Origin of the sequence: Okeania sp. SIO1H4, from assembly GCF_010672695.1 — a bacterium.
In the GTDB taxonomy this organism is placed as follows: domain Bacteria; phylum Cyanobacteriota; class Cyanobacteriia; order Cyanobacteriales; family Microcoleaceae; genus Okeania; species Okeania hirsuta.
Map to the genome: position 1 here is coordinate 256,554 of NZ_JAAHGB010000006.1, position 26,193 is coordinate 282,746.

Here is a 26,193-nt window from a genome sequence, read left to right on the forward strand (position 1 = left end):
AAAGCTAACACTTTTTTAGACCTAAAAATGCTACAACCAATATCAGTCAATGCTTTTAGATTTAATCAGCAAGCCCTAATTAAACCAATCTTTTCATCAAACCTTATTTAGCAATACTCGACTACTCAGGAATATCCCACACTTTTTTAGCTAATTGAGTTAATATTTCTTGTCGAGTTTCAATTGCGTGGGAATCCCATTTAATAAAGGTCTTTAAATCTTTTACCGCTAAGTCAATAGTTGTATTATTCCCAACAGAAATTTTTTCAGCAATAGTTCTAGTCAATAGAAATCTTGACTTAGTATAGCCTAATTTTTTTCCCGTAAAACTCATATTAGTAATAGCAGATTTAATCGAACTTTCTAACAAAGTCAAATTACCTAAAAGTTTACTATAACTTTCTATTTCACGAGGTTTATCGAAAGATAAAATTACTTTTTGAGTAGGATATTCTGGTAAAATTTGTTCTACATCTAATTTCAAAAGATAATTGCTTAAATCATCAATTCCTCCCCCACTACCCCAAGCAGTTTCATCTATGTATTGTGTTAGTTTGGCTAAAATATATTTAATTTGATAAGGTTGAAATGATGACTTATTAAGTTTATGAAATGCTTTCTCAAATTTATCTGCCACTACCTGCTTGCTAGAAAAAAATTGAATAGCAATAAATTGATTAAATTCTGATCTTGATGTGATTTGACGTAATTCACTAGCCCACTTAAGAATCATGCCATCGAATGCCTTTTGATTGCGATCGCTAGTCAACATTGCCACAAATAATAAATTTTCTACCTGCCGACATAATTCAATAAAACAATATTGAGGCAATTGATAAGCAGCTAAAAGTAATATTAAATGTTGCCTAACATTAACACTGAGACAACGAATATTTTCCAAATAACGATTTACCGTTCCATCAATATTATTACCAGACAAAAATGCTACATAAGCTTCTGCTGAGGCTAATAAATCATTCACAAATAGAATAGGTTCAGTATTATATCCACATCTATGTTCATTTTTGAGAAACCAATCATAGACTTCTTTTTCTGCAATATAATTTCCATCTTCTGCATATCTTGCCAAAATAAAATAGCGCAAAAAACGCATCGGTCTTTCCTGAGAATGATAGAGTAAATCTATCATTTTTTTCCATTTTACTTTGATTTTCTCATAGTCTGTTTGTTTAGCTTTAGCAAAAATCAAATTTTTGAGTAAATCCATATCATCTAGGGGTAAACCACGATGATTTAAAGTTGAATATATTTTCAAAGCATGAGCAACACTAGCTGTTTTTACGCGAATTAATTTAACATTTTTGAGAAAATAGGCATAAAATTTTTTGATATGAGAAATAGCAACTTCATCTAATTCAAATTTAAGAGAAAGAAATTTTCTAATCTCAGCATAAGCATTCTGAATATGTTTAACAGAACGAGTAGGAGACCTTTGGTCTAAATCTGTTTGCATAGCAATACTTTCTAGTATTCCCCTACTTTCTTCATATTGTAGTTCTACCCTATGTTTAAACTGGTCATTACCCCAGTCATCTGTATATAGAGAAGTAATCTTATTTTTTAATGCTTCAATACGTTCATTTGAATTAATAGTTAATAAATAATCTCGAATTGCACAGAGAACTAAATAAGCAGTAGTCATCCGTTGCTGCCCATCAATTACTTCATACAAATTATCCCCACGACTACAAACAATTATACTGCCAATAAAATACTCAGAATAAGAATTTTGATTTTGCTCAGAAAATTCTTCATATATATCTTGAATAAATTCATTTACTTCTTTTTCCTCCCAAACATATTCACGCTGATAATCAGGAATGACATAAAACTCATCAAATAACTTTTCTAGAGTCATGTCTTGAGATTCGATAGTTGCCATATAATGACCTCAATAGTTTTAACTAGCGAGGCGATCGCTATAATTTTTCAAGCAACCGCCTAAATTAGTAGGCGCTATATACAGTGTCTTTGCGTAAGTCCTGATTAACAAGAAATTAATAGCAAACTCCTCCATTGAATGAAGAAGTTATGGTGTTTTCTTTATAGTTTTATGACAATTTTATAGTTCTTTATCCTGCGAATTTTGATGATTTCAGCTTACGTTTTAGGGCTGCGGTTACACCTAAAGTTGCTAGAGCAAAAAGACTTAGATTAGAAACTGGTTCAGGAACACTTGAAATATTAGATACATTAGATAGATTAGATGAAAATACATTTAAACTACCTTGTGTTTGATTGGTTAAACTACCGTCTATAAAATTCATGTTTTCTTCATCTTCAAAATTTAATGCTAAAGTAAAGTTGTCTTCTCCTACTGCAAAATCAAAAGTATAAATCCAACTCCCAATCACATAATCAGGTGTTACTACAATAACGTGTTCTGATGTTGATGACGTTAAACTATCAACATTTATTAAATCCCTAGAAGAGTCAGTAAATTTAAATTCTTCAACTAATATATTTCCATTTGTCTCTTGATTAAAATCTTTAGTCAAGCTAGGTTCTTCACTGAAAAGAATTTCAAAATTACTACCAGAAAGAAGATTATGTCCTTCTTCTAGCGAACCCTTTACTTGAAATTCTTCAATTATTGATGAAGATGACGCACTAGCAGGAAAGCTAAAAACAAACTGTAAAGCTATTAAATTCAAACCTATGATTCTAGAAATTATTGATTTTTCACCTTTGCTCTTTTTCATTATCATTCGATTTTTCCTCCTAATGAACTAAGTGATTTTCCTTTAATATTATTAAATCCCATATTTCCAAGATTAAATCAAGCTATAAAAAACTATCTTCATAGAACTTTATAAAACTTATCAACTATTCTAAAAATTAGCTGATATTAATCCTGGGAGTAGTAATTTCGAGCTGATTTATAGAGAGAATATTCTGTATTAGCTACAATTTCTTCTTTAACATTTCGACCTAATTCCTGGTGATCAAAATTTTCGATTTTCAAATAACGATTTATCGTGTCATGGCTAATATTTTCTAGGTGATTGGCTAAGTTTGTGATAGTATAATTCGTATGATAATTGAGTAAATATTGGTATGGGATCAATATAATTAAAATCCATATAGTAGGCTCAAATTAACTAATATAATCTCCTCATGATTAGAGTATTTTGGCAAAATTTATTTACAGTTAGCAACATTTATAATCATGAAAATCAACTATATTAGCCTGTCTTGATATAAGTTATGATGATTTTGTCATTTAGGCGATCGCTATAATTTTTCAAGCGATCGCCTAAATTAGTAGAGGCTATATATAGTGTCTTTGCGTAAGTCCTGATAATATAGCGCTACGCATTAAAGTTAGGACATGAATAGAAGCTAAAACCCTTTTGTATTTCCCTGTTGCCTATTGCCTGTTACCTGTTGCCTGTTGCCTTGCGCATAGCGCTATACTAATTAACCGAAGTAGGTAGACCCTCATGGGTCTAACCCTAGACAGTAAAAAAGAACTAATTTTCCGAATATCCAGCTCCCGATAGATTTCACAAAAATTTTCTTTCTATTAATTTTTAGTGAAGATTAAATTCTCCAAATTCTTCCCTCCCAAAAATAGTTAGGAAAACGCGAGCTAGTATCTCAGAACAGCAAATTCTAACGAAACATACTACTAACTGAAGTATCTTCGTGAATGCGCCAAATAGTTTCACCCAATAAATTTGCCACCGAAAGAACAGTCAACTGAGGAAAATTATGTTCCTCCAAGAATGGGATAGTATTAGTAACAATCACCTCTTCAAATACCCCACTAGAAAGACGCTCAACTGCTGGTGGTGAAAATACTGCATGAGTAGCACAAGCATAAACTTGTCGCGCCCCTTTTTCGCGCAAAAGTCGTCCCCCTTCGGAAATAGTACCACCCGTATCAATCATGTCATCTACCAACACAGCAGTTTTTCCCTCAACATCACCAATCACATTTAACACTTCTGCCACATTGTGAGCTTGACGACGCTTATCAATAATTGCTAATGGGGCATCATTTAACTTTTTCGCAAAAGCTCTAGCTCTTGCCACCCCACCCACATCCGGAGAAACAACAACAATATCAGATAAATTCTTACTTACTAAGTAATCTAAAATTACCGGTAAACCGTAAACATGATCGAACGGAATATCAAAATAACCCTGAATCTGGGCAGAATGCAAATCCATTGCTAGAATACGATTAGCACCTGCCTCAGTAATCAAATTGGCCACTAATTTAGCAGTAATTGATTCTCGACCAGCAGTTTTACGGTCTGCTCTAGCATAACCATAGTAAGGAATAACCGCAGTCACTTGTCTGGCAGAAGCACGACGACAAGCATCTACCATGATTAACATTTCCATCAAGTTGTCATTAACTGGACGACAACTAGGCTGAATTAGATAAACATCACAGCCTCGAATTGATTCCTGAATTTGAACATATAGTTCTCCATCTGCAAATCGTTTACGCACCATTGGGCCTAAGTCTAAACCCAGATATCTAGCTACTTCCGTAGCCAAAGGAACGTTAGCAGATCCAGAGAAAAGCCTCAATCTATTATGATCGTTAGCAGTAGCAGGCACAGGAGCCTGAATTGGTAAAGTAGCACGGATCACGGCAAGCCCTCGCAGCACCTTTATTCATTGCGATCTTATCATCTCAAACTAAAAATATTCTTCCGTATTTTTATTGATAGAAAGATCGTTTTTTTTAGTAATATACCAAGAATATTTGCTAGGTTAAGTCAGATGAATGTTGAATATTTACTAAGAAAATTACAGAGGTCTTTAAAAAACGTAAAATCTCTTAAGTAAATTCAATTTTTCTGATAAATACTAACTTCTTAAGTCAAAAGTCACAGTTCCAAAGTCAAAAGCAATATATGTTTGACTAAAAAGCTTAACAGAGTATTAATATAGCTTGTAAAATGACTTTAGAGTGAATTGGTATCCGGAGTGAGATTATGAGTTTAAAGGACAGAATTACAGAAGATATTAAAGTGGCGATGAAGGCCAAAGATAAGGTTCGTCTGGAAACAGTTCGTAGCATTAAAAAAGTAATTCTAGAAGAGGAAGCCAATGCTAGGGCAGCAGGAAAGGATTCTCTTACAGAAGCTCAAGAAATGGATATATTGACAAGATTGGCTAAACAACGCCGGGATTCCATAGAGCAATATACTAAAGCAGGTCGTCAGGAACTAGCAGATGGAGAGGCCGCAGAGTTGGCCATTCTTGAAGAATATCTACCAAAACAATTGTCTGATGAAGATATTGCTCAGATCGTTGATGAAGTTATTGCTCAGGTAGGGGCGAATTCTCCTAAAGATATGGGTAAGGTGATGGGTCCCGCCATGCAACAGTTGAAGGGTAAGGCTGATGGAAAGAAAGTGCAGGAAGCAGTTAAGGCTAGGCTTAATTCATAGTTAAAAATTAAGCTCACCTCAATACTATAGTTAAGGTCATAAATCTTGCCATTTTTAATGGCCTTAACGACATGGGAAGGGAGTATGATTTGATGGAGTATCTTCATTCTTTTCCTAAAATTAAACTCTATTATCAACAGCTAAAATACTAATTAAATGGATTACTAATTTCCCACAAGTATAGGAACTTTTAATCTGTTAATAATAGAGTAATTTGTAGATGTAGGCATCTACAGATAATTCAGAAATCAAGTGTTTTGGAGAAGAGGAGTGTCAACTACTATTGGATAAGATCAAGTAAGAGTAATTTTTTCTATGTTTGAAAAGGAGAAAGTGGGTGGGGATAGTCAACAACCTACCACTTCGTGTTTTATAACTCTAACCAATTGTAAACACCGCTTATGAGGTGTGGGATATTAAACCCAAAAGAAAAAGATAATAGAGATAATTGATCGGGAGAAATAAATCATAAATATCTGAAAAAATTACTCTGGTTTGCTCTCGAAATCGATCGCTAAATTTATTTATTCATACAAAAAATCTTAAACTAAAACACATTTCAATTATACCAATTACTAAAAGTCATACTATACTTAGGCGACACTTCAATTATTAAATAATAAATACAGGCAGAAAAATATTTTTGATAATTCTTAGTCAGTTCGTGTTAATTATTCTTATGTTTATTATTCCCCTATTCCCCCACTCTCTCACTCAAGAAAATGTAGAAAAGTTTTTGAGAAATGATGTTATCTATTGCCTGTTCCCTATTAAATTAAATTTATTATTATGCAACCACCAATTCCTGTAGGAACTATTTTACAAAACCGCTATCGCTTGATTAATATTCTCGGTCAAGGTGGGTTTGGACGTACCTACCTAGCAGAAGATACAGGTCGTTTTAACGAGCGTTGTGCCCTCAAAGAATTTATTCCCCTACAGACAAATGCCTATGCAGTAACTAAATCTCAAGAACTATTTTCTCGCGAAGCAGCTATTCTCTATCAAATTCAACATCCCCAAATTCCCAAATTTCGAGCCACTTTTGAAGAAAATCAACGTTTATTCCTTTTACAAGATTATATCGAAGGCAAAACCTATCGCAGCATATTGCAAGAGCGTCAAATAACAGATAGTTTGTTCTCAGAAGCAGAAGTGCTAACTTTTTTACAACAAATTTTACCCGTCTTAGCTCATATTCACAGTTTTGGTATCATTCACCGAGACATATCTCCCGACAATATCATTAGGCGAGAAAGCGATCGAATGCCAGTATTGATAGACTTCGGAGTAGTTAAAGAACTCGCAACAAAAGTTCAATCTTCCCACTTAGCAGCACCCTTGACAAATGTAGGAAAATTTGGCTACGCTCCCTGGGAACAAATTCAACTGGGAAGAGCAACAGCAAATAGCGATCTGTATGCTTTGGCAGTTACAGTAGTTGTACTATTGACGGGAAAAGAACCCCAACAATTAATCGACCAAACCACATTAACTTGGAATTGGCAACGGTGGGTAGCAGTTAGTCTAGGGTTAGCTGAGGTCATCAATAGAATGTTAAGTCATCAACCGGGCGATCGCTATCAGTCTGTTACTGAGGTAGATCAAGCTTTGGAAAGATTACCCCATATCAAATCTCAGCAATTACCTACCATAAATCAAGAACAAAATAATCCTTCATCTTCTCAACAACCAACAATAGGAGCAACTCCAAATCAAAACCTTAACCCCAATAGCAACCATAGCTTTTTTGATAATCACCAGTGGGTTGCAACTGCATTAGTAGCAGTATTAGTTGTTTTATCTGGCGTCGTATCTTGGAGTGCAGTTAATTTTTTCCTCAAGCGCAGACAACAAGAAGCTCAACTTCAGCAACCAACGAAAATGAATCCTATACCAGTACCGACCCTCGCCCCTCCTCCATCATCGCCAATACCCACTTCATCCCCATCTCCAACAACTACATCAACACTATCACCTACTTTGCCATCACCATTACCTGTTGTTCCTGTACCATCTGGAACACCAGAAATACCTATCACAATACTACCGAATGCTACTCCTATTCCGGAGACTCCTGCTCCTGTGATAATTCCATCTCCATCAATTACTTCAGAAGAACGTTTGAATATATCCCCAGGAGAACCGATATCTATTGAAGGTCGCTTGAGAGGGAATGAAAGTATTGACTATATAATTTCTGGGAGTCTTGGGCAAAATTTGAATTTATTAGTTACAGGAGAAGGAGTATTAATGAGTTTAGTAGCAATAGACGGTGAACCAGTAGATGGAATTTCTGAGAAAGTATCTATCTGGAAAGGAACTCTACCTAATGATGGCGACTACAAAATAACTCTCGCTCCCTTACCTGGTTTACCTGGTACTGACTACAAGCTAGACATTAATTTAGTTAACCCTATACCTAAAGTTATTCCTAGCTCTGAACCAGAAGCAACTGAGTTACCCGCACCCATACAAGAACCGGAAGCAACCGAGTCACCTTCTGGTCTACAACTCAATAAACCTTCTAAGAAGGAGAGCAAAAAATCATTCCCCATATCAACTCCACTTGAAGAGCTTGATAAACCTTCTAAAAAGCCTAAAAAGCAAATTGTGATTCCAGAAACAGAGGCAACAGCTTCACCAACTCCAGCAGAAGAAACTTCATCTGATGCTCAAATTTTAGTTGAATAGTTGTTATTTGCAGAACTTTTAAAGTAGTCAGGACTTATACCAAATTGATAAATGTTTGCCACAAATATCTAGGGTATTTCTTAGGAGTCAGGAGTCGTATGGGAATAGCTTTAATACCATTTTTTAGGGCGTAAATTACCTTTTTAGTCAAAGGAATATCTCCTGCATTTGTCTTTTTATTGCTCTTACTATTCGTAACATTCTTTTTTCAAATTGGTATTACACATAACCACCAAATATAGGGTTAACGGCCGTTAACTCCTACAAATGGTGTATAATTTCGTCTGCGTGCGTCAGAATTAGAAACAGTTAACTAAGAGATTTCTTGAAAAAAATATCCTCCTATACTTTAATTTTTTAATTTATAGCAAGGAACAAGTTACTTAGGACTTATGCCGATCATGAACCTCAGACAGGGAAATATTTTGGCATTGCTCAAATGTAATGTTAAGTAGCTGAAGGTAAAATTGAAAAACTGATGTTTAGCGTTGAGACTTAATCTAAAAATCATTACCACTCAGCAACGCCAATGTTTTTCCCTGTTCCCTATTCCCTGTTCCCTATTCCCTGCTATTTATTTTCATCCAAATTATCAAGATTGAAAATAAAAGGAGCTGTTTGAGATTTGTCATTTCCCAGAATTAAAACTTTAGGCATCTGAGAACCACCTGCTTTCCAAGCTTCGATCGCTTCTTTTTGTAAAACCAACTCACCACCTTGTGCTTTTAGTGTTTCAGCTAATAGTTTTTGAGCTTCTGCTTTACCCTTTGCACGGTTAATATCTGCCTGAGCTTCTTGTTCTGCTTCTTCAGCAACATATACTGCTCGTTGTGCTTTTTGTTCGGCAATTTGCTTCTCTTCAACTGCTCTAGCAAATTCAGGAGAAAATGTTAAATCAATTACGCTAGTATCTAACACAATAATGCCATATTTATCTAAACGAGAACCTAAAGCATTATCAAAGTCTGCTTTCAATTCTACTCTTTTAGTAATAGCTTCTTCAACAGTTCTTCTAGCTGCAGCAATTTTAAAAGATTCTTGAGTTTGTGGTGCAATTACTTTCGCAACTAAATTCTGTAGAGTTCCTTGTTCTCTTCTGATTTTTACTACCAGCACGGGGTCTAAGCGAAAGTTAATTGCAAAACTTGCTGATAATTGTTGTAAATCTTTTGTAGAACTTTGGGCTGGAACTTCAAACTTTTGTACAGTCACATCATAGATATCAACTTGAGAAATCAAAGGAGGTTTAAAGTGAATGCCTTCTAAGAGAGCGCCATCTCTAGCTTTACCTAAAATACTAATAACACCAGCTTGACCAGGATTAATAATTACAAAGGAATTGAAGCCAATTAGCAATACGAATGATAACACAGTTGCTAATATTAATGTTTGTAAACTTTGTTGTTGATTTTTCAATTTTTTTCTCCGAATTTTGAGACTATGAGTTATTGGTATATTTTCTTTGTTAATCTTAGTTCAAATTGAAAATTACCATTCAAATTATATAATATTTTTAGACTTGTTTAAGAAGGAAGAAGGAATAAGGAATAAGTAAGAAGAAAGAAGGAAAAAAGAAGTAGAGAAAAGTGAATGGCGACTCAAAACCCAAGGAATTATAAACACCCTGTAGGCGGTAAGGTATTAACCCCAAAAAGAAAAAGATAATTACTACTTTTTTGACTAATGTGCTTGATATTAAGTAATAGTATTTTTTGCACATTAATACTAAGTTTCAAAATAACAAAAGTTATGAAAGACTAAATACTGCCATTGAACAAATCATATTGGGAATAATTAATATAGTTGAAATTTGTACTACTTTTACTTTGAATAAAGCGATCACAATATACATATCCTAATTCCTTGCCTACAGAGAGAGAGTAAGACAAAATTATTTGTCAGATTATGTCCGGTAGCATCGGTATTGTAAGCGCGAAGGTAAGGAAGAAGGAAGAAGGAAGAGGCAAGAGGCAAGAGGTAGGAAGGCTTAAGTTAAGAGCAAGAAAAAACTTCAATTTGCTATATATATTCATATATTCATGCTTGGGTTTACACAAACGCGCCCCAACGGACATGATATCATTGATACTTAATATCATATCCGTTTAATTAGCTATAAAAAAACTTTCTTCTCCTTGTCCTTCTTCTTTCCTCCTGACTCCTGACTTCCCCTCCTGGGAGGGGGAGGGGCGAGGGGTGGGTTGACTCCTGACTCCTGAAATGGTATATTTATTTTTAATTCACAATAGCAAGTTTTCTAGGCATCAGTCTTTCCAAAATTTGTTTCAGTACCATTGCTGTCCAATCAATATCTGCTTCCGTTGTTTCTCGTCCTAATGTTAAACGAATACCTCTAGTTGCAGCCTCTTCTGTATATCCCATTGCCAGTAATATTGGACTTGGAGTTACCTTTCCACTATGACAAGCTGAACCAGCACTAATACCAATTCCAGCCAAGTTTAACTGTCGCACCAAAGTTTTACCTGTAATTTTATCTTCCGTTTCCTCTATTTCAACTTCTGGGGGAACAATGCAGAAACTAACATGATGAGGTAGTCTGTGCCATCTATCCCCAGTAGAAATTACATAAGGAGTTTGTGCCATCTGTTCAAATAAGCGATCGCGCAATCTGATTAACCTTAATGTTTCTGTCGTCATTTCCTCATTAGCTAATTCTGCTGCCACTCCAAAACCAGCGATCGCTGCTACGGCCTGAGTACCAGAACGTAATTTCAATTCCTGGCCACCACCAGTCAATATCGGTACTAGCTCTACACCTTCTCTGATATAAAGCGCCCCCACACCTTGAGGACCATAAATTTTATGACTTGATAAAGATAATAAATCTACTGGCAGTTTTTGTACATCTATTGGTAAACGTCCTACCACCTGAACAGCATCAGTATGAAATAAAACCCCATGAGAACGACAAATATTACCTAGTTCCTCAATAGGTTGGAGAGTGCCTACTTCACTTTGACCATAAATTATTGATACTAAAACTGTATTTGCTTGTAATGCTGCTTGTAGTTTTTCTGGATCTACCCTTGCTTGTCTATTGATAGGTAATCTTGTAACTTGCCAACCCCAATTTTCTAACATTCTTGCTGGTTCTGAAATCGCAGAATGTTCCACACTAGAAATAATGATATGTTGGGGTTTTTCATAGCAACGTGCTACACCCATGATTGCCATATTATCAGCTTCAGTCCCCCCAGAAGTAAAAATAATTGACTCTGGCACTGTATTGATCAAATTAGCTACTTTTATTCTTGCCCTCTCGACTAATGTTGCCGATCTCTGGCCCCATTTATGTAAGCTAGATGGATTACCCCACTGTTGGGTAAAAGCTTGTTGCATAACAGCGATCGCTTCTGGCCTTGTTGGTGTTGTGGCACTATAGTCTAGATAAATTTGCATCATGTCTATCCGTTTTTATCATTAACTTCTACAATATAATCAAAATATTGTCACAGAATTTTTGAGATAAAGGAGTGAAAAAGTAAATAAAAATTGTTTAAGTAGTCAGACAAAATTACGCGATATATCTACTCTGTAAATTCCCAGATATTTGCTTAAAAATTCTAATAGGACTGCTATATATATGAATTATTTTTAATGTGGCTGTTGTAACTCAGATATTTCTATACTTTTAATAGTTAAATTCTAAAAAGTTAGCGAATAATTAAGGTTTAAAGCCTCTCCTTTAAAGGAGAAAAAAGCGGTCGAGGAATAGCAATGTCTCAGAGCAATATCCATGATAGCAAGATAAGAAAAAATTTTCCTGTCTCGTTAATCCTCTTGTTTTCAAGGAGAGGCAATTATTAATTATTAATTATTAATTATTAATTGTTGAATAGCTACTTAGGTTTACAAACATTATAATCTTCATGTGACATAACTTTCTGTGGTATGACAAAATTACCATAATCTTGACAAATCATTCTATAGTTGCGAGTAACAGGTATACTTACTATGAAACGATTATGGCGGAGCCGTTTACCTCCAAATTCTCGATAGCTTTGATTATCATTTAATGCAGAAATAATTGACCTGGCTTTAACCACTACATAATCTGGTAAACCTCTCAAGTCTATCAAATCACCATCGAAAGAAGCTTCCCATTCTAACTTTTTTTCTCGCTTTTCCGCTATTTTTTCATCAACTCTTTGCTTTGCCATCTCCTGTTGTTCACAACGATGGCATTTTCTCCCATATCCCTTATGGCCACACGGAAAAGTCCTTTTTCTTTTCGGCATAAAACAGCAAAGTTAGTTGTTACCAAGTTCTCTCAGTTTTGGTCATCGTTAAATATTTTGTTCAAGACCTGATTGAAAAATCCACAAACTACTTATTACACTTTAGTAGCATCATAGTGCACTCTCAATTTAACATTATCGGCCATTATGACACAATATTCAACATCAATATTTTCTAATGATTCAAATAGAACTAACAAAAATGTTTAAGATTCAGGCCACTGCACTAGGTATTATAAATTAGTGTAGTTCTTTAGTTAATAGGGCTTACGCACCTGCAACCTAATTTTTATCCGAAGCGACCTACAGGGTTTGCAGGAGCAGTCCGGAACGGAAAGCAATATCAAATCCTAGTTTTTTGTACCTCATGGAGATGGGGAGGTGGGGAGATGGGGCAGGACTCATTCATTGTCACTAGAGAAAAATTGATAGGGAGATGGGCAACCACCCCTAACTCCTTCCAGGAGGGCAAGGCTGTTTCATCCGATGCGAAAAACAGAGAGGGAGATAGATAGATGGGGATAACTAGGAAATTTTGGCACACATAGTCAGGATTTCAGTCAAATTTATCAATTATCCTTGAAGGTCAAAAATACGAATTTTTGTCATTTAAGCGACGTTGAACCAGATATCCTCTCAGAGTTTAACTACAGCTATTGGCTAAAAAATCGGCAAATTTTAGTAAATTTCAGTGTTTCCCTATTCCCTCATCTCCCGTTCTCCCTAAATCGTTAATATACTATACTTTGAAACAGCCCTCCTTACAGGAGGGGGGAGATTCGTATATTTGCACAATTAAATGTATTTCATAATTCATATAAATATTATCTGACGACAAAAAATTAGCCCTGGGGAGATGAGGGGAGAAAAGCCTCTAAATTAAATACGTTACCAAAATATTCATTTAATGGCATTTACATAACTTCCCTCTTTTGTCAAGTTTTATCTTAAGAAATATGTTTATAAACCATAGCCCTTTCAGGGGGACTTTTGCTAAGATTTCTGTGGGCAGGTCATTTCAGTTATCATTTAGCCTCCTATGGTCGGAACTGCGTTAACAGTACCTCTGCAATAAGGAGACTTGATATCAGAAATATTCTCTTTTTTATCCCCTTAAAAGGGGAGACTTTAGACCACAATTTTTCGGTAAGCAGAAATACATTCAAACTCATAATATCTACGCTTTTTTCTCCCAAGTCATCTTTGTCCTCCAAGTCTAGTCCAACCAGAAAGTAAAAAACCTACCCTTGTGAACTATCTCACCCTAATTAATAGGATATTGGCTTTCCTTAAATCAGTGCTATTTTTTTCTACTCAACTGCGCTTTGTTTATATTTTACTATTGGTTCTGAGTCTCACTGCTTGTCAGAATACAAATCAGCAGTTAGTTCCTCATTTTCCCCAATTACCACAAGACCCCTTAATTGAAGCTTATTTTAATCAGTCCCAAGCTTCAACCTATACTGAGTCTGATCGCCAGCAAACTAGGTTGGGAGATAATCTTGAGGAAATAATCATTGATACTATTGCTAATGCTACTTCTAGTGTAGATGTGGCGGTTCAAGAGTTACGTTTACCTGGTATTGCTCAAGCTTTGGTCGAACGTTATCAAGCAGGGATAAAGGTACGAGTAATTATTGAAAACACCTACAATCGTTCTTGGGGAAGCTTGACTGAATTTGAAGTAACTCAACTATCTGAACGGGAGCACGAACGCTACATAGAATTTTTTCAGCTTGCTGATAACAACATGGATGGTTATCTTAGTCAAGATGAAATTAACGGCAGTGATGCTCTTGTGATCTTAACTAATGCAGGGGTTCCCTTGATTGATGACACTGCCGATGGTTCTAAGGGTAGTGGCCTTATGCACCACAAATTTGTGGTTGTGGACGGTCAAACTATTATTGTTACTTCAGCTAATTTTACTAATAGCGGTATTCATGGAGATTTTTCAGAATCTATGAGTAGAGGAAATGCTAATAATCTTTTAAAAATAGAAAGTTCTGAATTAGCTGAACTGTTCACAGAAGAATTTAATCTCTTATGGGGAGACGGACCTGGTGGAAAACAGGATAGTAAGTTTGGCGTGAAAAAACCATTTAGACCTGTCAGACAAATATTTATTGGAGATACGAAAGTGGCAGTAAAGTTTTCTCCTATTTCTAATACTAAATCTTGGCAGCAAAGTACTAATGGTTTAATTAATCAAACATTAGAATTAGCACAAAAATCTATTGATTTATCCCTCTTTGTATTTTCATCACAACCATTAGTTAATACTCTAGAAAATCAATCTAAAAAAGGAGTATTAATTCAAGGTTTAATCGATCCAAGTTTTGCCTATCGCTATTATAGTGAAGGATTAGATATGATGGGTATTGCCTTGGCTAATAAATGTAAATATGAAGCAGATAATCGGACTTGGGAGAAACCAATTTTTACAGTAGGAGTACCAAATTTACTCCCTGGCGATCGCCTGCATCACAAATTCGGAATTATTGATAATTCGATTGTTATAACTGGTTCTCACAATTGGACTGAAGCAGCTAATAAAAACAACGATGAAACTTTATTGATAATTGAAAATTCTACAGTAGCAGCTCATTTTGACCGTGAATTTCAAAGACTTTATCAAACAGCTACTCTGGGTATACCATCCTGGTTGATTAAAAAAGTAGAGAAACAACAAAAAGAATGTGGCAATCAATTAACAGAAACTCAAAATCCCACAATAGATACTAACACTAAGATTAATCTCAATACAGCTACTGCTAAAGAATTGGAAACATTACCTGGTGTTGGACCAAAATTAGCAGAGCGGATTATTCAAGCTAGACAAAATAAACCTTTTACATCTTTAGCTGACCTAGACCAAGTGTCTGGAATTGGACCTCAAATATTAGATAAGTTAAGCGATCAAGTCACCTGGTAAGTTCAACAATTAATCATTAATAATTAATAATTAATAATTAACAATTACCTCTCCTTTAAAACTGATAGGATTGACTCAAAAAAAAATTTTTCTTTATTATCCCCTTAAAAGGAGAGGCTTTAAACCACAATTTTTCGGTAAGTAAGAAGGAAGAAGGTTTAAAAGTATGAAAAAACTTACAGCAGTTTTCGAGTCTTGGAGGTACAAAGTTTGATTGCCCTAGGGAAAACTTAACTGGGAAAGAAAAACATAATAAAAAAGAGGGAAAAAAGTTGAATTTTTAGAATTTATGGAATTTATCATTTTTTTATTGTACGAATAAATCTTTCTAATTCCTCCTGACTCCTGACTCCTGACTCCTGACTTCATGACTCCTAAAAAATATCCTAGCTATTTGTAGCAAACATTTATCAAATTGATATTATGGCAATTTCATTTTATAGCACTCTGAGCAGATACGGTTGTTTTTCCAATTGTTCTGCTCATGGTTTTGAATTAGATGGTTATTGGTGGCCAACTAGCGAACATTATTTTCAAGCTCAAAAATTTCCAGGTATGCCTGATGCTGATGAAATTCGTTTAGCAGCAACACCAGGAGAAGCAGCAAATCTGGGAGGCGATCGCAAACGCCCATTACGTTCAGATTGGGAACAGGTAAAATATGATATTATGCAAAAGGCAGTATTCAACAAATTTGCTACTAATTCTGAGATTCGGGAAATATTACTGTCTACTGGGAATGAAGAAATTGTTTATAAATCTCCCGTGGATTTATATTGGGGTCAGAGAAAAGATGGTAGTGGGAAAAATAAATTAGGCAAAATTTTAATGGCAGTACGAGATATGTTGAGTTCAACAATTAATAATTAACAGATAAATTAAACAGTTAACTGGTATAGGATTTTGTCAATTTCGTCAGGCGATTGCTCCTATCTTGAGAGTTATATAAATTATATAGTCATTCCAGTTAAGATTGAGACAAGGGTTTCTTACCTTGAAAGAGTTTCACCTAAAAAAGTGTTCCAGTCTTATTCAGAATGACTATAAATAATTTTATAGATAACTTCAATTTGTATAACTCATAATTTTGATATGGGAGTCATATTTGAGTTTTGTAGAAAATATCCTGAAAAAAGGAGAGAGCTAACAAAAGTAAAATTTTGAGACTGTTTATCTATTTTGGGATTTTTTACAAATTCGACAATGATTGCCATAGTTAAAATTAAATTTAATAAATTTTACAAGTCATATAATGTTTTAAACCAGTTAATAAATATTTGAGCTTGGGGATGTTTGGGATTTAATATTCTTTCCATAACAGCATTATGTAATTGGCGACCGGGAGTATTTTGCCATGCTAACCATGTATGAATATTAGGTTTATCAGTATGATTTTCTATGAATGGCGCACCTTGATTTTTAGCTTCTTTAACTGCTGTTTGTGCATAATTCCAAAGCAATTCTTTTTCGTCAGGAATTATATAAGTCAGAAATGTTTCTAACATTCCAGAAATTTTATTATCTGGCATCACCCAAACTCCAAATTTAACACCAAAACTTGTCTGATGAATTAGACCTATTTCTGGTAAATTTTCAGGAAAATCAGGAAGACTTGGTAAACAAACATTTCTAATACTTTGCCATCTATCCTTTGAATTATCATCTGCATCAACCATTAGACCTAATGCAGAAAGTCCAGATGCTTTTAACTCTGTAGAAATTACATTTTTATTTAGCAGTTTTTCTATGCCATCAAAGGATTCAATATATACAAATGGTTGTTTATTTTTATCTTCCCAAGGAATATCATTAGCTTCTATCAAATATGGAATAACTCTTTGATCCTCAGCACCCTCTACCAATAGTTTATTTTTAGGAGGTAATTTTCTTGTTTTTGTTGCCATTACTATCGCACCTCGATGTGACGTTGTGCAGCAATAACAATTTCAGGTTCTGTGAAAACTACAGAAGCATTTTTATTAGCTTCTATTCTGTGAATTGTAATTTCTTCACCCTCTAAATCTTCATTTTGAATAACATCAGCAAGACTACTCCAACAATCACTATTATGAGTAGTAGCAAATACTTGAACATCTAATTTTTTTGCTGTTTTCCAAATAAGTTTCCACATATCAGACATTGTAGAAAAATGTAAACCCGTATCAATTTCATCTACAAGTAACACTCCACCTTAAGCAGAAACAAGAGCGATAGCTAATGCTAAAATTCGCCACATTCCTTCTCCCATACTGCCAATAGGTATGGGTTGTTTTTGGTCAGAAACTTTTACTAGAAACCCACCTCTTGCTCCTACAATTCTATTATTATAACCGTATTTTTAAGGGCTTATTGAAGCAATACGTTCAATTTTAGATTCAATAATTTGTAATGCTTCTAGGATAAATGTTTCCTCTAGTGTTAAAACAATCTTATCAAATAATCGAGTCATTTCATTAATATCCAAAGATAAAGGTGTAATAAATTGAGATTTTATAACTGCTTTTGTAGTTATTCTAGATGACCTTAACATACGAATATCCATACCTCCATCTGGTGATAATCTGCGTCTTATGCTAACTTCTTTTTTTTTCCAATCAAGCATAAAAAAAATATCTTCTAATTCATCTATTTCTAGTTCATCAGTAATTTCTTCTACATTATCAAATAAACTTAATTGTCCCTTCAATTTATTCGGTGAACCTACTTGTATTGAAGCAATTAGATTTTCCTGATATTTATCATTAATTCCTACTACAGAAAACTCACTTCCTCCTGAAATTTCACGCCCATAAAAAAGGTGACGAATATCTAGCAGTTTAGAGCGTTATTTCAATAAAAACTCTCCTCGATAAAACATAATTTTCTGGAATTGTTCGGGTTGGTACGAGCAATATAAAAGTTGAATAGCTTCTAAAATTGAAGTTTTTCCACTATTATTCATCCCCACCAACAAATTAACTCTGCTAAGTTGTTGAAGTTCAAAAGATTGGAAGCAACGAAAATTATTTATACTCAACGATTTCAACATATTTATTTCCTGTTTATATCTACTTAAAAATAAAAAAAAATTAATTTTAAGACGATAGTAAATTTTCAACTTTTTCTTTAAGAGATAGATAAATCCTTTTCAATTATAGCAATTTAAGTAAAGGTGAGGACATTTCTAAATTATCACACTCAGTCATCGATTATTTTTGACTTTTGCTTTTTGACTTTTGCCTTGCGCGTAGCGCTATACACCCCAAACTCGATTTAGATTAATGTTTAAATAGTTATGAACCAGAACATCTCTAAATCCAGCTATTTGTCGCCATTGAATAAACGCTTCTACTCGCCATTGGGGTGATTCAAAATCATCAATAGAAATAAAGGTTGGCTCCCCTCCGGTAGTTAACCCCAAACCCAAACGTCTTAGTTTTTCCTCGACTTGCCGACCAAGGGTGTTAATTTTTTGCCATTGCGTTTCGGTATAAGGTTTGGTAGGTCTGGGTTTTTCTTGATAGCGAGAAACAGTAACGGAAAATTCCAGGTTAGACTCGGAAGGTTCGGTGGTGCCTCTTACTGGGTTTGCTGCAGTGGGTTCGGGAGTACAGACCAGAGGAATGTGATTTTCTGCTGTCAAAAAACCAGAGGTGATGTCTAGAACAACCCAACCAGCTCCTGGTAAATAAACCTCGGCCCAAGAGATAATTTTAGTTATAGCAATGTATAGAGAAACACTAAAAATATAATTTAGGTATTTATAGTTAATAATTTTACTGATTTTTTGAGATTTAATAATTATTTATTTATGAGTGGGTTAGCAGATAATAAATGGCTGTGATTAGAGGAATCAAAGATGATTTTTGAGTTGATTTTGATTGATTTTCATTCTTGGAACTTTGGCAAGAGATGTAATTATATTAGCATAAATAAATATAAATAATTACTATATCAAAATACTGACTTAGAAGTAATAAAATTTTATATATTATTTATATTTTTGAGAAAACATTATTTGACTACAAATAGGAAAAATTAGTTGACCGGAAGTTATGAGAATTTCTAATTGTCATCGAAATATTTTTTGCCAAATATTGATAAGTGAATTAACTGAAAATTGATGATTTTGATTTAGGCTGATTAGTAAGAAGATTAGTTAGTTATTGATGTAATTACCTCAATGAATAACCACTTCTCTAATCACTTTAATGGAAGGGAATTATGAATCCTACTGCTGAAAATATTTTAAAATTGGCTGCGCTAGCTACTGTTGTAGATGGTCAAGCCTCTGAACAAGAAAAGAACTTCATTGTTGATGATGGTTCCTATCTGTTGAGAACTTCTCCAGATGAAGTAAGACCCTTTATCGACCTATGTATTAGAATTTATCAATCTAAAGGTGCTGCAAACAATCCTGGAACAGCACTTAATTTTGCTTTGGAGGCATTAAAGCCTTTAACAGATTCTGAGAAGCATCTAGCCTTTCACATTTGCTATAAAGTAATTCACATAGACAAAGAAGTAAAAGAGTCTGAAATGAGATTCTTTTTCCAATTACACAGATTGGTATTTTCTTAATTATTAGAATTAACTTTTTACAGTTTTTAAATTAACAAGTAATCAACATTATTCTATACTAAATTTTACATTATGGTGGAGAGTTTTTTATATAGCAGAAGAAAGAAGGAAGAAGCAATAAGCAAGAAGGAAAAATCTGGCTTTGTCTGATTTTTAAGCTTTTGATACAGCAGACTCTAAGTATATAAAGTACAGAGATTAACAATTGAATGAATGCAAGTGCGGGCATCTTGCCCGCTTCGGGGTGTACCTCACCTTTGGTGGAATCTGCTGTATTTCCGCGCGGTCTTTAGACCCCTCTCAAAAGCACTTAGCCTTTTATATTTGTGAGAAAGTAATTTACCAAGACGGAATAGAATCTGGTGAAATAGAATTTATTAACCAATTAGACCAACTAGATAGAACTGCATTTTCTTAATTATTAGAGTTAGTTATTTCCAGCCTTTCAGCTAACAACTAATTAACATTATTCTCTACCAAACTTTAAGATTATGGTGGGAATTTTTTTTCGTTAAAGCGTGCCTGATAGAATTTTTCCTAGGTGCTCAGAAAATACCTTAACTGCATAAAAAAAATTATATAGCAGCTCATACTGCTATAAACTTTATTTATCAAAAAGTCTAATTAAGTGTCATTTTTCAATTATTAACAGTCAATAAAATCAGCAAAACTTGATAGCCGAAAATTATTGCGATGATGCTGTTTCATATAGCAATCCTAAATAGGTCGTGACAAATCAAAAAGTAAATAAAAAAACTGAAACTCTTACCTGTTCCCTGTTCCCAGTTAAGTGTTCCCTAAAAAGCAGTAAGATTTTTGACACGAATAAAATAGGATTGCTATAGATATTATTTATCTCGTAGCAATCGCTAATTTCTAATTCAAAAATCCTAGAAAATGAACTTAACCAAAGCTTAACATTAATCTAGTGGAGGATGGTGGAAATAACTGACCAGTTACAAAATCCTAAAACAATTACAAATCAAAAATGATTGACTTTTAACTTCCGCGTAGCGGCACTCTAATAATGTATTAGACAGATTGACCTGTCTCTGAAAAAACAAAAGCTGATTGCTACTGAGCTATAGCTGTTTAATAGCTAGTATTTATTTCGTAGCGATCGCCAATTTCTAACTCAAAAATTCTCGAAAGGGAGCTTAACCAAGGCTTAACATTAATATAGGATAATCGATCGACGGACAAATCTGTCTGTAAAAAAACACAAAAGCTGATTGGTACCAAACTATAACTGACAACTACTAATATTTCCAGAGAAAAGAACCCTATGGAACGACGTAAATTTGTTAAAAATTCATCTCTATTTGCTCTATCTTTAGCCGGAGCAAAATTAGCTAATTTAACTTTCTCACCCCAAACATTAGCTCAGGTAAAAGAACTAAAATTTGGCATTATTTCCACCGAATCTCAAAGTAATCAAAGACCCATTTGGGAACCCTTTATCAAAGCACTTTCTGATTCTATTGGTTTACCAGTTAAAGCATTTTATGTGACTCAATATGTAGCAGTAATTGAAGCCATGCGAACTGGGGATGTCCACCTAGCTTGGTATGGAGGAAAATCCTATATTGAAGCAGCAAAACGTTCTAATGCTGAAGCTTTTGCCCAGGTAGTAGATACAGAAGGTGGTAAAGGTTATTACTCTCATTTAATTACTAACAAAGATAATCCTATAGTTGCTGAAGCTAAAGCAATGGGAGGCGATAAATATGTGATTAAAAATGCAAGTAATTTAACTTTTGCTTTTAATGACCCGAACTCTACATCCGGTTTTTTAGTACCGAGTTACTATGTTTTTGCTCAAAACGAAGTTGACCCCAAAAAAGCATTTAAACGCTTAATTTTTTCCGGCAGTCACGAAGCAACAGCTTTAGCAATAGCTAATAATCAAGTAGATGTAGCTACTAATAATAATGAAGCTTTAGACCGACTCCAAAAAACAAATCCAAAAGCAAGAGCTAATATAGAAACTATCTGGACTTCTACTTTAATTCCTAGCGACCCAATTGCTTATCGTCAAGATTTACCAGCAGATTTAAAACAGAAAATTCGTGATTTTTTCTATAACTATAAAGAAGCAAAAGTTCTCGAACCTCATGGTTGGTCTGGTTTTGCTCAAGCAAATGATAAAACTTGGAATCCGATTCGGGAATTAGACCTAGCTAAAAAGATTTTAGAGTTGGAAAATAAGGAAAATATGACTGCTGAGGATAAACAAAAATTAGAGGAATTCCGCCAACAATTAAAAGCTATAAAAAGTAATTAGACTTCTTGCATAAGTCAGGGAATAGGGAATAGGGAATAGGGAATAGGGAATAGGGAATAGGGGGATGAAATCAAGAATTTCATATCTTGAATTTATTTAATTAAAACTTTTGCAAGAGGTCTATTGAATGACAAAAGTAAAACAGGATTTACAGATGATAAGTAGGTGGCTCTAATTAAACGTTAAAAAAATGGTTTATTTATGCTTATCTACTTAATCTTAATCATAAATCTGTTGTATTACCAGAAGTCTCCATGGAATTAAGCAACAAAGCAAATATTTACTTTGTTGCTTTTTTTGTTAAAATGTTAATTAAATAAATAAAGGTAAGAGCAAAATGTTAGGAGCAATAGCTGGTGATATTATCGGATCTGTCTATGAACATAATAATATTAAAATCAAAGATTTTCCCCTATTTAGTAGTCAAAGTCAATTTACAGATGATACAGTTATGACCGTAGCAGTTGCGGATTCTATCTTCAATAATCGCGAATATATTGATACAGTTAAAGAGTATTTTCGTCGCTATCCTTACGCAGGTTATGGCTTCAATTTTAGACAGTGGAATAAATCTGATAGTAAGCAACCTTATTATAGTTGGGGTAATGGGTCAGCAATGCGAGTTAGTCCAGTGGGATTTGCTTTTAATGACTTGGAAACAGTATTAATGGAGGCAAAAAAGAGTGCAGAAATTACCCATAACCACCCAGAAGGAATTAAGGGTGCTCAAGCTACAGCAGCAGTAATCTTTCTTGCTAGAATAGGAAAAAGTAAGGATGAAATAAAGTCTTATATTGAGAGTAATTTTAACTATAATTTGAGTCAAACTTTAGCATAAATTAGACCTACTTATAAATTTGATGTTTCTTGTCAAGGTTCCGTTCCCCAAGCAATAATTTGTTTTTTAGAATCTACAGATTTTGAAGATGCAATTAGAAATGCTGTTTCTATAGGTGGAGATAGTGACACTATTGCTTGTATTGCTGGAGGTATTGCTCAAGCATTTTATGTAGCTGTACCAGAATCTATTACTGAGAAAATATGGGAGTTTCTAGATGAAAGTCTTCAAAATTTGACTCTGGAGTTTATGTCAAAATATTATATAGCAATGTGATTTTAGTTGTGAGATATTGGAGATTTTTAGGCAACAGGCAACAGGCAACAGGCAACAAAGAATAAGAAAAAAACAAATATATATGAGTAAGATAACTGCTATATTCTATACTTTAAAGGAACATCTCAATTCTCACATCTGATTCCTGATTGCTATATGAGTTCTAGTTTAAATTGATATATATCTTCAACCTTCAATTATTAAAAACAACCCACCAATTAGAGCTGACAAATCAGAATATTTTTAAACCTTACCGAGATAATTAGGGTTTGCTGAAAAAGTATTTTTCAGGAGTAGGGAAGTAGGGAGTAGGGAGTAGACGGAAAGAATTAATTATATCAAATCCGTTTTATTAGACATAAAAAAATTCTTCAATTGTCATAACTACGCTCATCTTTGTAATTCTCTCTCCTCCTGACTCCTGACTTCTGACTTCCCACAACAGTTATTTATAAGTATTTAACCGAACATGATATTAGACATCTTTCTGAATTCTCTTCCCTCCTGACTCCTGTGCGGGCGTTAGCGGAGCTTTGCGTTAGCAAATGCCATTCGCCCCTACAACTGCTGACTGCGAATCAAACACTATCAGTCACACTACTAAAATTAAACGCCTTTACCCTTAGTCCAGGCAAAACACTATCACCATAACGTTGCACTTGACTAACAGCATCCACATCCCGCAACATATCCGGCAAAACCTGATTAAACCGCAAATTTTTAATCGGATAAGCAATCTTACCATCCTCAATCCAAAAAGTACCATCTCGTGTCATACCAGTCATCTCCAATGTCCGAGGATTAACATAACGCACATACCACGAACGATTTACCAAAATAGCTCTTTCTGTCTGGGCAATTAAATCGGCCAAACTTTGTTCAGAACCCTGCATCACCACTGGAAACATATAACCCGTGGGTTGTTTACCTTTTTGTGCTGCCCAATAACGACTGTAAGATAAAGTCTGTGGTACACCATCCTTAATCACTTCCAGATAATGATTACTCAACCCATTATTAGAGAAAGTCTCCAACTGCAACAAAGGATGTCCTGGATAGCGCTGCATCTGCACTAAAGGACTAAACATTTTTTCCCCAACTCGGTTGCCCACTGGTTTACCTGTTTCATCAGTGCGCGACATAAACGATCGCCCCTCATCTGCCGCCCGCGCATCTAAATTAAATATTAGCCAAATCAATAGATCGCTTAAAGCTGCCCCACTGAAAATCACAGGATAAACACCAGGGTTAATTTCTCTAGGTTGGCGAGAGGCAAAAGCACGGTTTATCAATTCCTCCGTTAGAGTTTCAGTGGGTAGTTGGTTTATTCCCCAGGCAGTGCTACGACTCCAACTAGAACCATTTTCAATTCTTGCCGTCAAACTAAAATCTGCTCTTGTATATTTACTATAAGCGCGTAACCCAACCGAGTTAGCGATCGCTCCTGAAAATGTATTTGTACTCAGAGTACCGGAGCCATCAACTCCTGCTTTGGCACTCATCGCACATACTTGTTGTACTATTTTTCCTCGCTCTAGTGGGGAGATAGTAGCGGTCAATTCATCAAAAGCGGGAGTACGTTTTTCATATTCTTGAGGTTCAAGCAGTGGCACCCATTCTGGGTCTTGTGGAGCAATGCGGGCAAGTTCCTCGGAACGACGAATAGTGGCTGTAATGGCATCCGGGTCTAATTCTGTGGTGGATGCAGTGGCGCTGCGAGTTCCGAAGTAACTGGTAATGTTGAGTTCAAATTTTGTTTTGGTAATATTCTGACTAATTTGATTTTCTGAGTAGCGACTTAGGGATGATTCGTTGTTGCTAAGACTAACGACTATACCTTCTGCTTCAGATTTTTTTACAGTTGTTTCTACTAAAGATAAAGCTTCGTCTTGACTAAGAAGATTTGCTTTAATGGCTGTGGTCATTTCAGTTATCAGTTATTAGTTATTATTAGGACTTACGCAGTACAAAGTATTTCCGTCATTGCGACCGACAGGGTTTGCGGAGCATTCCGGAACGGAAAGCAATCTCAAATCCTAATTTTTCGTACCTTATGCGTAACTTCTGATTATATCAAATCCGCTTAATTAGGTCAGGACTTATATCATCTGCGGTTGAATACTTATAAATAGACTACGGAGGAGTCAGGAGTCAACCCACCCCTAACCCCTCCCAACCCACCCCTAACCCCTCCCAGGAGGGGAGGGGAAGGACCGAGTCAGGAGGGAAGAAAGAAGAAGAAAAGGAGAAAGTTTTTTTGATCGCGCTCTTATCCGGACATTATATTACGCAGAGACTCTACTTATGGCAAGGGGGAATACCATTTGCGCTCCGCAAAGCTCCGAATTGCGCCTCTACAGATGGTGGTTTAAAAGTCAATTTGCGGAAGTCCTTTTATTAATTGATAATTGATAATTGATAATTACCTCGGGTTTTAACCGTTACGGAATTGAATATCAGGAAATATTATTTATTTTTTCCCCGATCAAGGGGAGGTTTTAAACTAGAATTATTTAATTATTAATTATTAATTATTCGGTAAATATCAAAAATATTCCATCTCTCCTACTCTCCTACTTTGTAGTATAGCAATGAGCGCTGGTATATTTACAAATTGCAGGAGAGGCCAAATAGCTAAAATCTTATATGATAGGCAATTTATTCCCCCTGTTGCCTGTTGCCTGTTGCCTGTTGCCTGCGCACAGCGCTATAACAGTCTCAATTCTTTGCCTAGATTGATTTACATAGGTTGTCGAACTATAAGAAATGAAGTATAATTGTAATACGAAAGGCACTCGTCTGAATTAGCTGTTTCATAGAGCGCCTGGATCGAAAATCAAATCACAAGAGGATTATATCATGGTTAGTTACGTTGGTATTCAATCCACTCATTTTTCCAATGAAATAATTTC

The 26,193-nt window shown here is 34.9% G+C and carries 21 protein-coding genes and 1 pseudogene; 7 read left to right on the forward strand and 15 right to left on the reverse strand.

All coding sequences use genetic code 11. The features are described from left to right. Positions 1-121: 121 nt before the first annotated feature. The 4 genes from F6K06_RS05445 to F6K06_RS05460 all read right to left on the reverse strand — a co-directional run bounded on the left by F6K06_RS05445 (position 122) and on the right by F6K06_RS05460 (position 4,629). Positions 122-1,903, reverse strand: a complete 1,782-nt coding sequence (locus tag F6K06_RS05445) for a DUF262 domain-containing HNH endonuclease family protein (RefSeq protein ID WP_287240532.1) — start codon at positions 1,901-1,903, stop codon at positions 122-124. 190 nt (positions 1,904-2,093) lie between these two features. After that, the gene (locus F6K06_RS05450; RefSeq protein ID WP_287240530.1) at positions 2,094-2,729 is read right to left on the reverse strand and encodes a hypothetical protein; all 636 of its coding nucleotides are present in this window, start codon (positions 2,727-2,729) and stop codon (positions 2,094-2,096) included. Between the two features lie 140 nt (positions 2,730-2,869). Continuing rightward, positions 2,870-3,088: a hypothetical protein gene (locus tag F6K06_RS05455; RefSeq protein ID WP_287308811.1), complete on the reverse strand. Its 219-nt coding sequence runs from the start codon at positions 3,086-3,088 to the stop codon at positions 2,870-2,872. Between the two features lie 548 nt (positions 3,089-3,636). After that, entirely contained in the window at positions 3,637-4,629 is a 993-nt protein-coding gene (locus F6K06_RS05460; protein ID WP_205127185.1) for a ribose-phosphate pyrophosphokinase, read from the reverse strand. 347 nt (positions 4,630-4,976) lie between these two features. Between F6K06_RS05460 and F6K06_RS05465 the strand changes: the two genes are divergently transcribed. Beyond that, positions 4,977-5,435 (forward strand): GatB/YqeY domain-containing protein, encoded by a 459-nt coding sequence (locus F6K06_RS05465; protein WP_287240528.1) that lies wholly within the window; start codon positions 4,977-4,979, stop codon positions 5,433-5,435. A 789-nt stretch (positions 5,436-6,224) separates the two neighbouring features. Then, entirely contained in the window at positions 6,225-8,129 is a 1,905-nt protein-coding gene (locus F6K06_RS05470; protein ID WP_287240526.1) for a serine/threonine-protein kinase, read from the forward strand. Between the two features lie 570 nt (positions 8,130-8,699). Here F6K06_RS05470 and F6K06_RS05475 read toward each other — a convergent pair. From F6K06_RS05475 to F6K06_RS05490, 4 genes are all read right to left on the reverse strand, one after another. After that, positions 8,700-9,545, reverse strand: coding sequence for a prohibitin family protein (locus tag F6K06_RS05475; protein WP_124142686.1), 846 nt, complete (start codon positions 9,543-9,545; stop codon positions 8,700-8,702). Positions 9,546-10,364: 819 nt separating this feature from the next. Continuing rightward, entirely contained in the window at positions 10,365-11,549 is a 1,185-nt protein-coding gene (locus F6K06_RS05480; protein WP_124142692.1) for a cysteine desulfurase family protein, read from the reverse strand. A 440-nt stretch (positions 11,550-11,989) separates the two neighbouring features. Beyond that, positions 11,990-12,310 (reverse strand): hypothetical protein, encoded by a 321-nt coding sequence (locus F6K06_RS05485; RefSeq protein WP_240038720.1) that lies wholly within the window; start codon positions 12,308-12,310, stop codon positions 11,990-11,992. Further along, positions 12,280-12,414, reverse strand: coding sequence for a hypothetical protein (locus F6K06_RS05490; protein WP_275670255.1), 135 nt, complete (start codon positions 12,412-12,414; stop codon positions 12,280-12,282). The genes F6K06_RS05485 and F6K06_RS05490 overlap by 31 nt, the downstream gene beginning before the upstream one ends. A 1,271-nt stretch (positions 12,415-13,685) precedes the next feature. Here F6K06_RS05490 and F6K06_RS05495 point away from each other — a divergent pair. Continuing rightward, entirely contained in the window at positions 13,686-15,323 is a 1,638-nt protein-coding gene (locus tag F6K06_RS05495; RefSeq protein ID WP_124142688.1) for a DUF655 domain-containing protein, read from the forward strand. A gap of 423 nt (positions 15,324-15,746) precedes the next feature. After that, on the forward strand, positions 15,747-16,193 hold the full coding sequence (locus F6K06_RS05500; protein ID WP_124142689.1) for an NADAR family protein: 447 nt from the start codon (positions 15,747-15,749) through the stop codon (positions 16,191-16,193). 368 nt (positions 16,194-16,561) lie between these two features. Here F6K06_RS05500 and F6K06_RS05505 read toward each other — a convergent pair whose 3' ends face one another. From F6K06_RS05505 to F6K06_RS05525, 5 genes are all read right to left on the reverse strand, one after another. Continuing rightward, a complete protein-coding gene (locus F6K06_RS05505) occupies positions 16,562-17,227 on the reverse strand; it encodes a DUF3226 domain-containing protein (protein WP_287240519.1) in 666 nt (221 codons plus the stop codon). A gap of 2 nt (positions 17,228-17,229) precedes the next feature. Continuing rightward, positions 17,230-17,508 (reverse strand): ATP/GTP-binding protein, encoded by a 279-nt coding sequence (locus F6K06_RS05510; RefSeq protein ID WP_240038722.1) that lies wholly within the window; start codon positions 17,506-17,508, stop codon positions 17,230-17,232. A 153-nt stretch (positions 17,509-17,661) separates the two neighbouring features. Further along, complete coding sequence (locus F6K06_RS05515) at positions 17,662-18,009, reverse strand: hypothetical protein (RefSeq protein WP_287240515.1); 348 nt, start codon at positions 18,007-18,009, stop codon at positions 17,662-17,664. A gap of 138 nt (positions 18,010-18,147) precedes the next feature. After that, positions 18,148-18,351 carry an AAA family ATPase gene (locus tag F6K06_RS05520; RefSeq protein WP_287240513.1) on the reverse strand — a complete coding sequence of 68 codons (204 nt, stop codon included), beginning with the start codon at positions 18,349-18,351 and terminating at the stop codon, positions 18,148-18,150. 204 nt (positions 18,352-18,555) lie between these two features. Continuing rightward, positions 18,556-18,945, reverse strand: coding sequence for a DUF86 domain-containing protein (locus F6K06_RS05525; RefSeq protein WP_240038724.1), 390 nt, complete (start codon positions 18,943-18,945; stop codon positions 18,556-18,558). Positions 18,946-19,526: 581 nt separating this feature from the next. Between F6K06_RS05525 and F6K06_RS05530 the strand changes: the two genes are divergently transcribed. Continuing rightward, the gene (locus F6K06_RS05530; protein WP_124142691.1) at positions 19,527-19,883 is read left to right on the forward strand and encodes a hypothetical protein; all 357 of its coding nucleotides are present in this window, start codon (positions 19,527-19,529) and stop codon (positions 19,881-19,883) included. A gap of 1,092 nt (positions 19,884-20,975) precedes the next feature. On the opposite strand, the gene F6K06_RS05535 is transcribed toward F6K06_RS05530, so the two are convergent. After that, positions 20,976-21,125, reverse strand: a complete 150-nt coding sequence (locus F6K06_RS05535) for a hypothetical protein (RefSeq protein ID WP_161564402.1) — start codon at positions 21,123-21,125, stop codon at positions 20,976-20,978. 43 nt (positions 21,126-21,168) lie between these two features. On the opposite strand from F6K06_RS05535, the gene phnD reads away from it, so the two are divergent. Both phnD and F6K06_RS05545 read left to right on the forward strand, forming a co-directional pair. Then, positions 21,169-22,167 (forward strand): phosphonate ABC transporter substrate-binding protein, encoded by a 999-nt coding sequence (phnD, locus tag F6K06_RS05540; protein ID WP_124144012.1) that lies wholly within the window; start codon positions 21,169-21,171, stop codon positions 22,165-22,167. 337 nt (positions 22,168-22,504) lie between these two features. Further along, positions 22,505-23,281: pseudogene (locus tag F6K06_RS05545) on the forward strand (ADP-ribosylglycohydrolase family protein). A 578-nt stretch (positions 23,282-23,859) separates the two neighbouring features. Here the strand turns inward: F6K06_RS05545 and F6K06_RS05550 are convergent. After that, complete coding sequence (locus F6K06_RS05550) at positions 23,860-25,206, reverse strand: TldD/PmbA family protein (RefSeq protein WP_124144011.1); 1,347 nt, start codon at positions 25,204-25,206, stop codon at positions 23,860-23,862. Between the last annotated feature and the right edge of the window lie 987 nt (positions 25,207-26,193).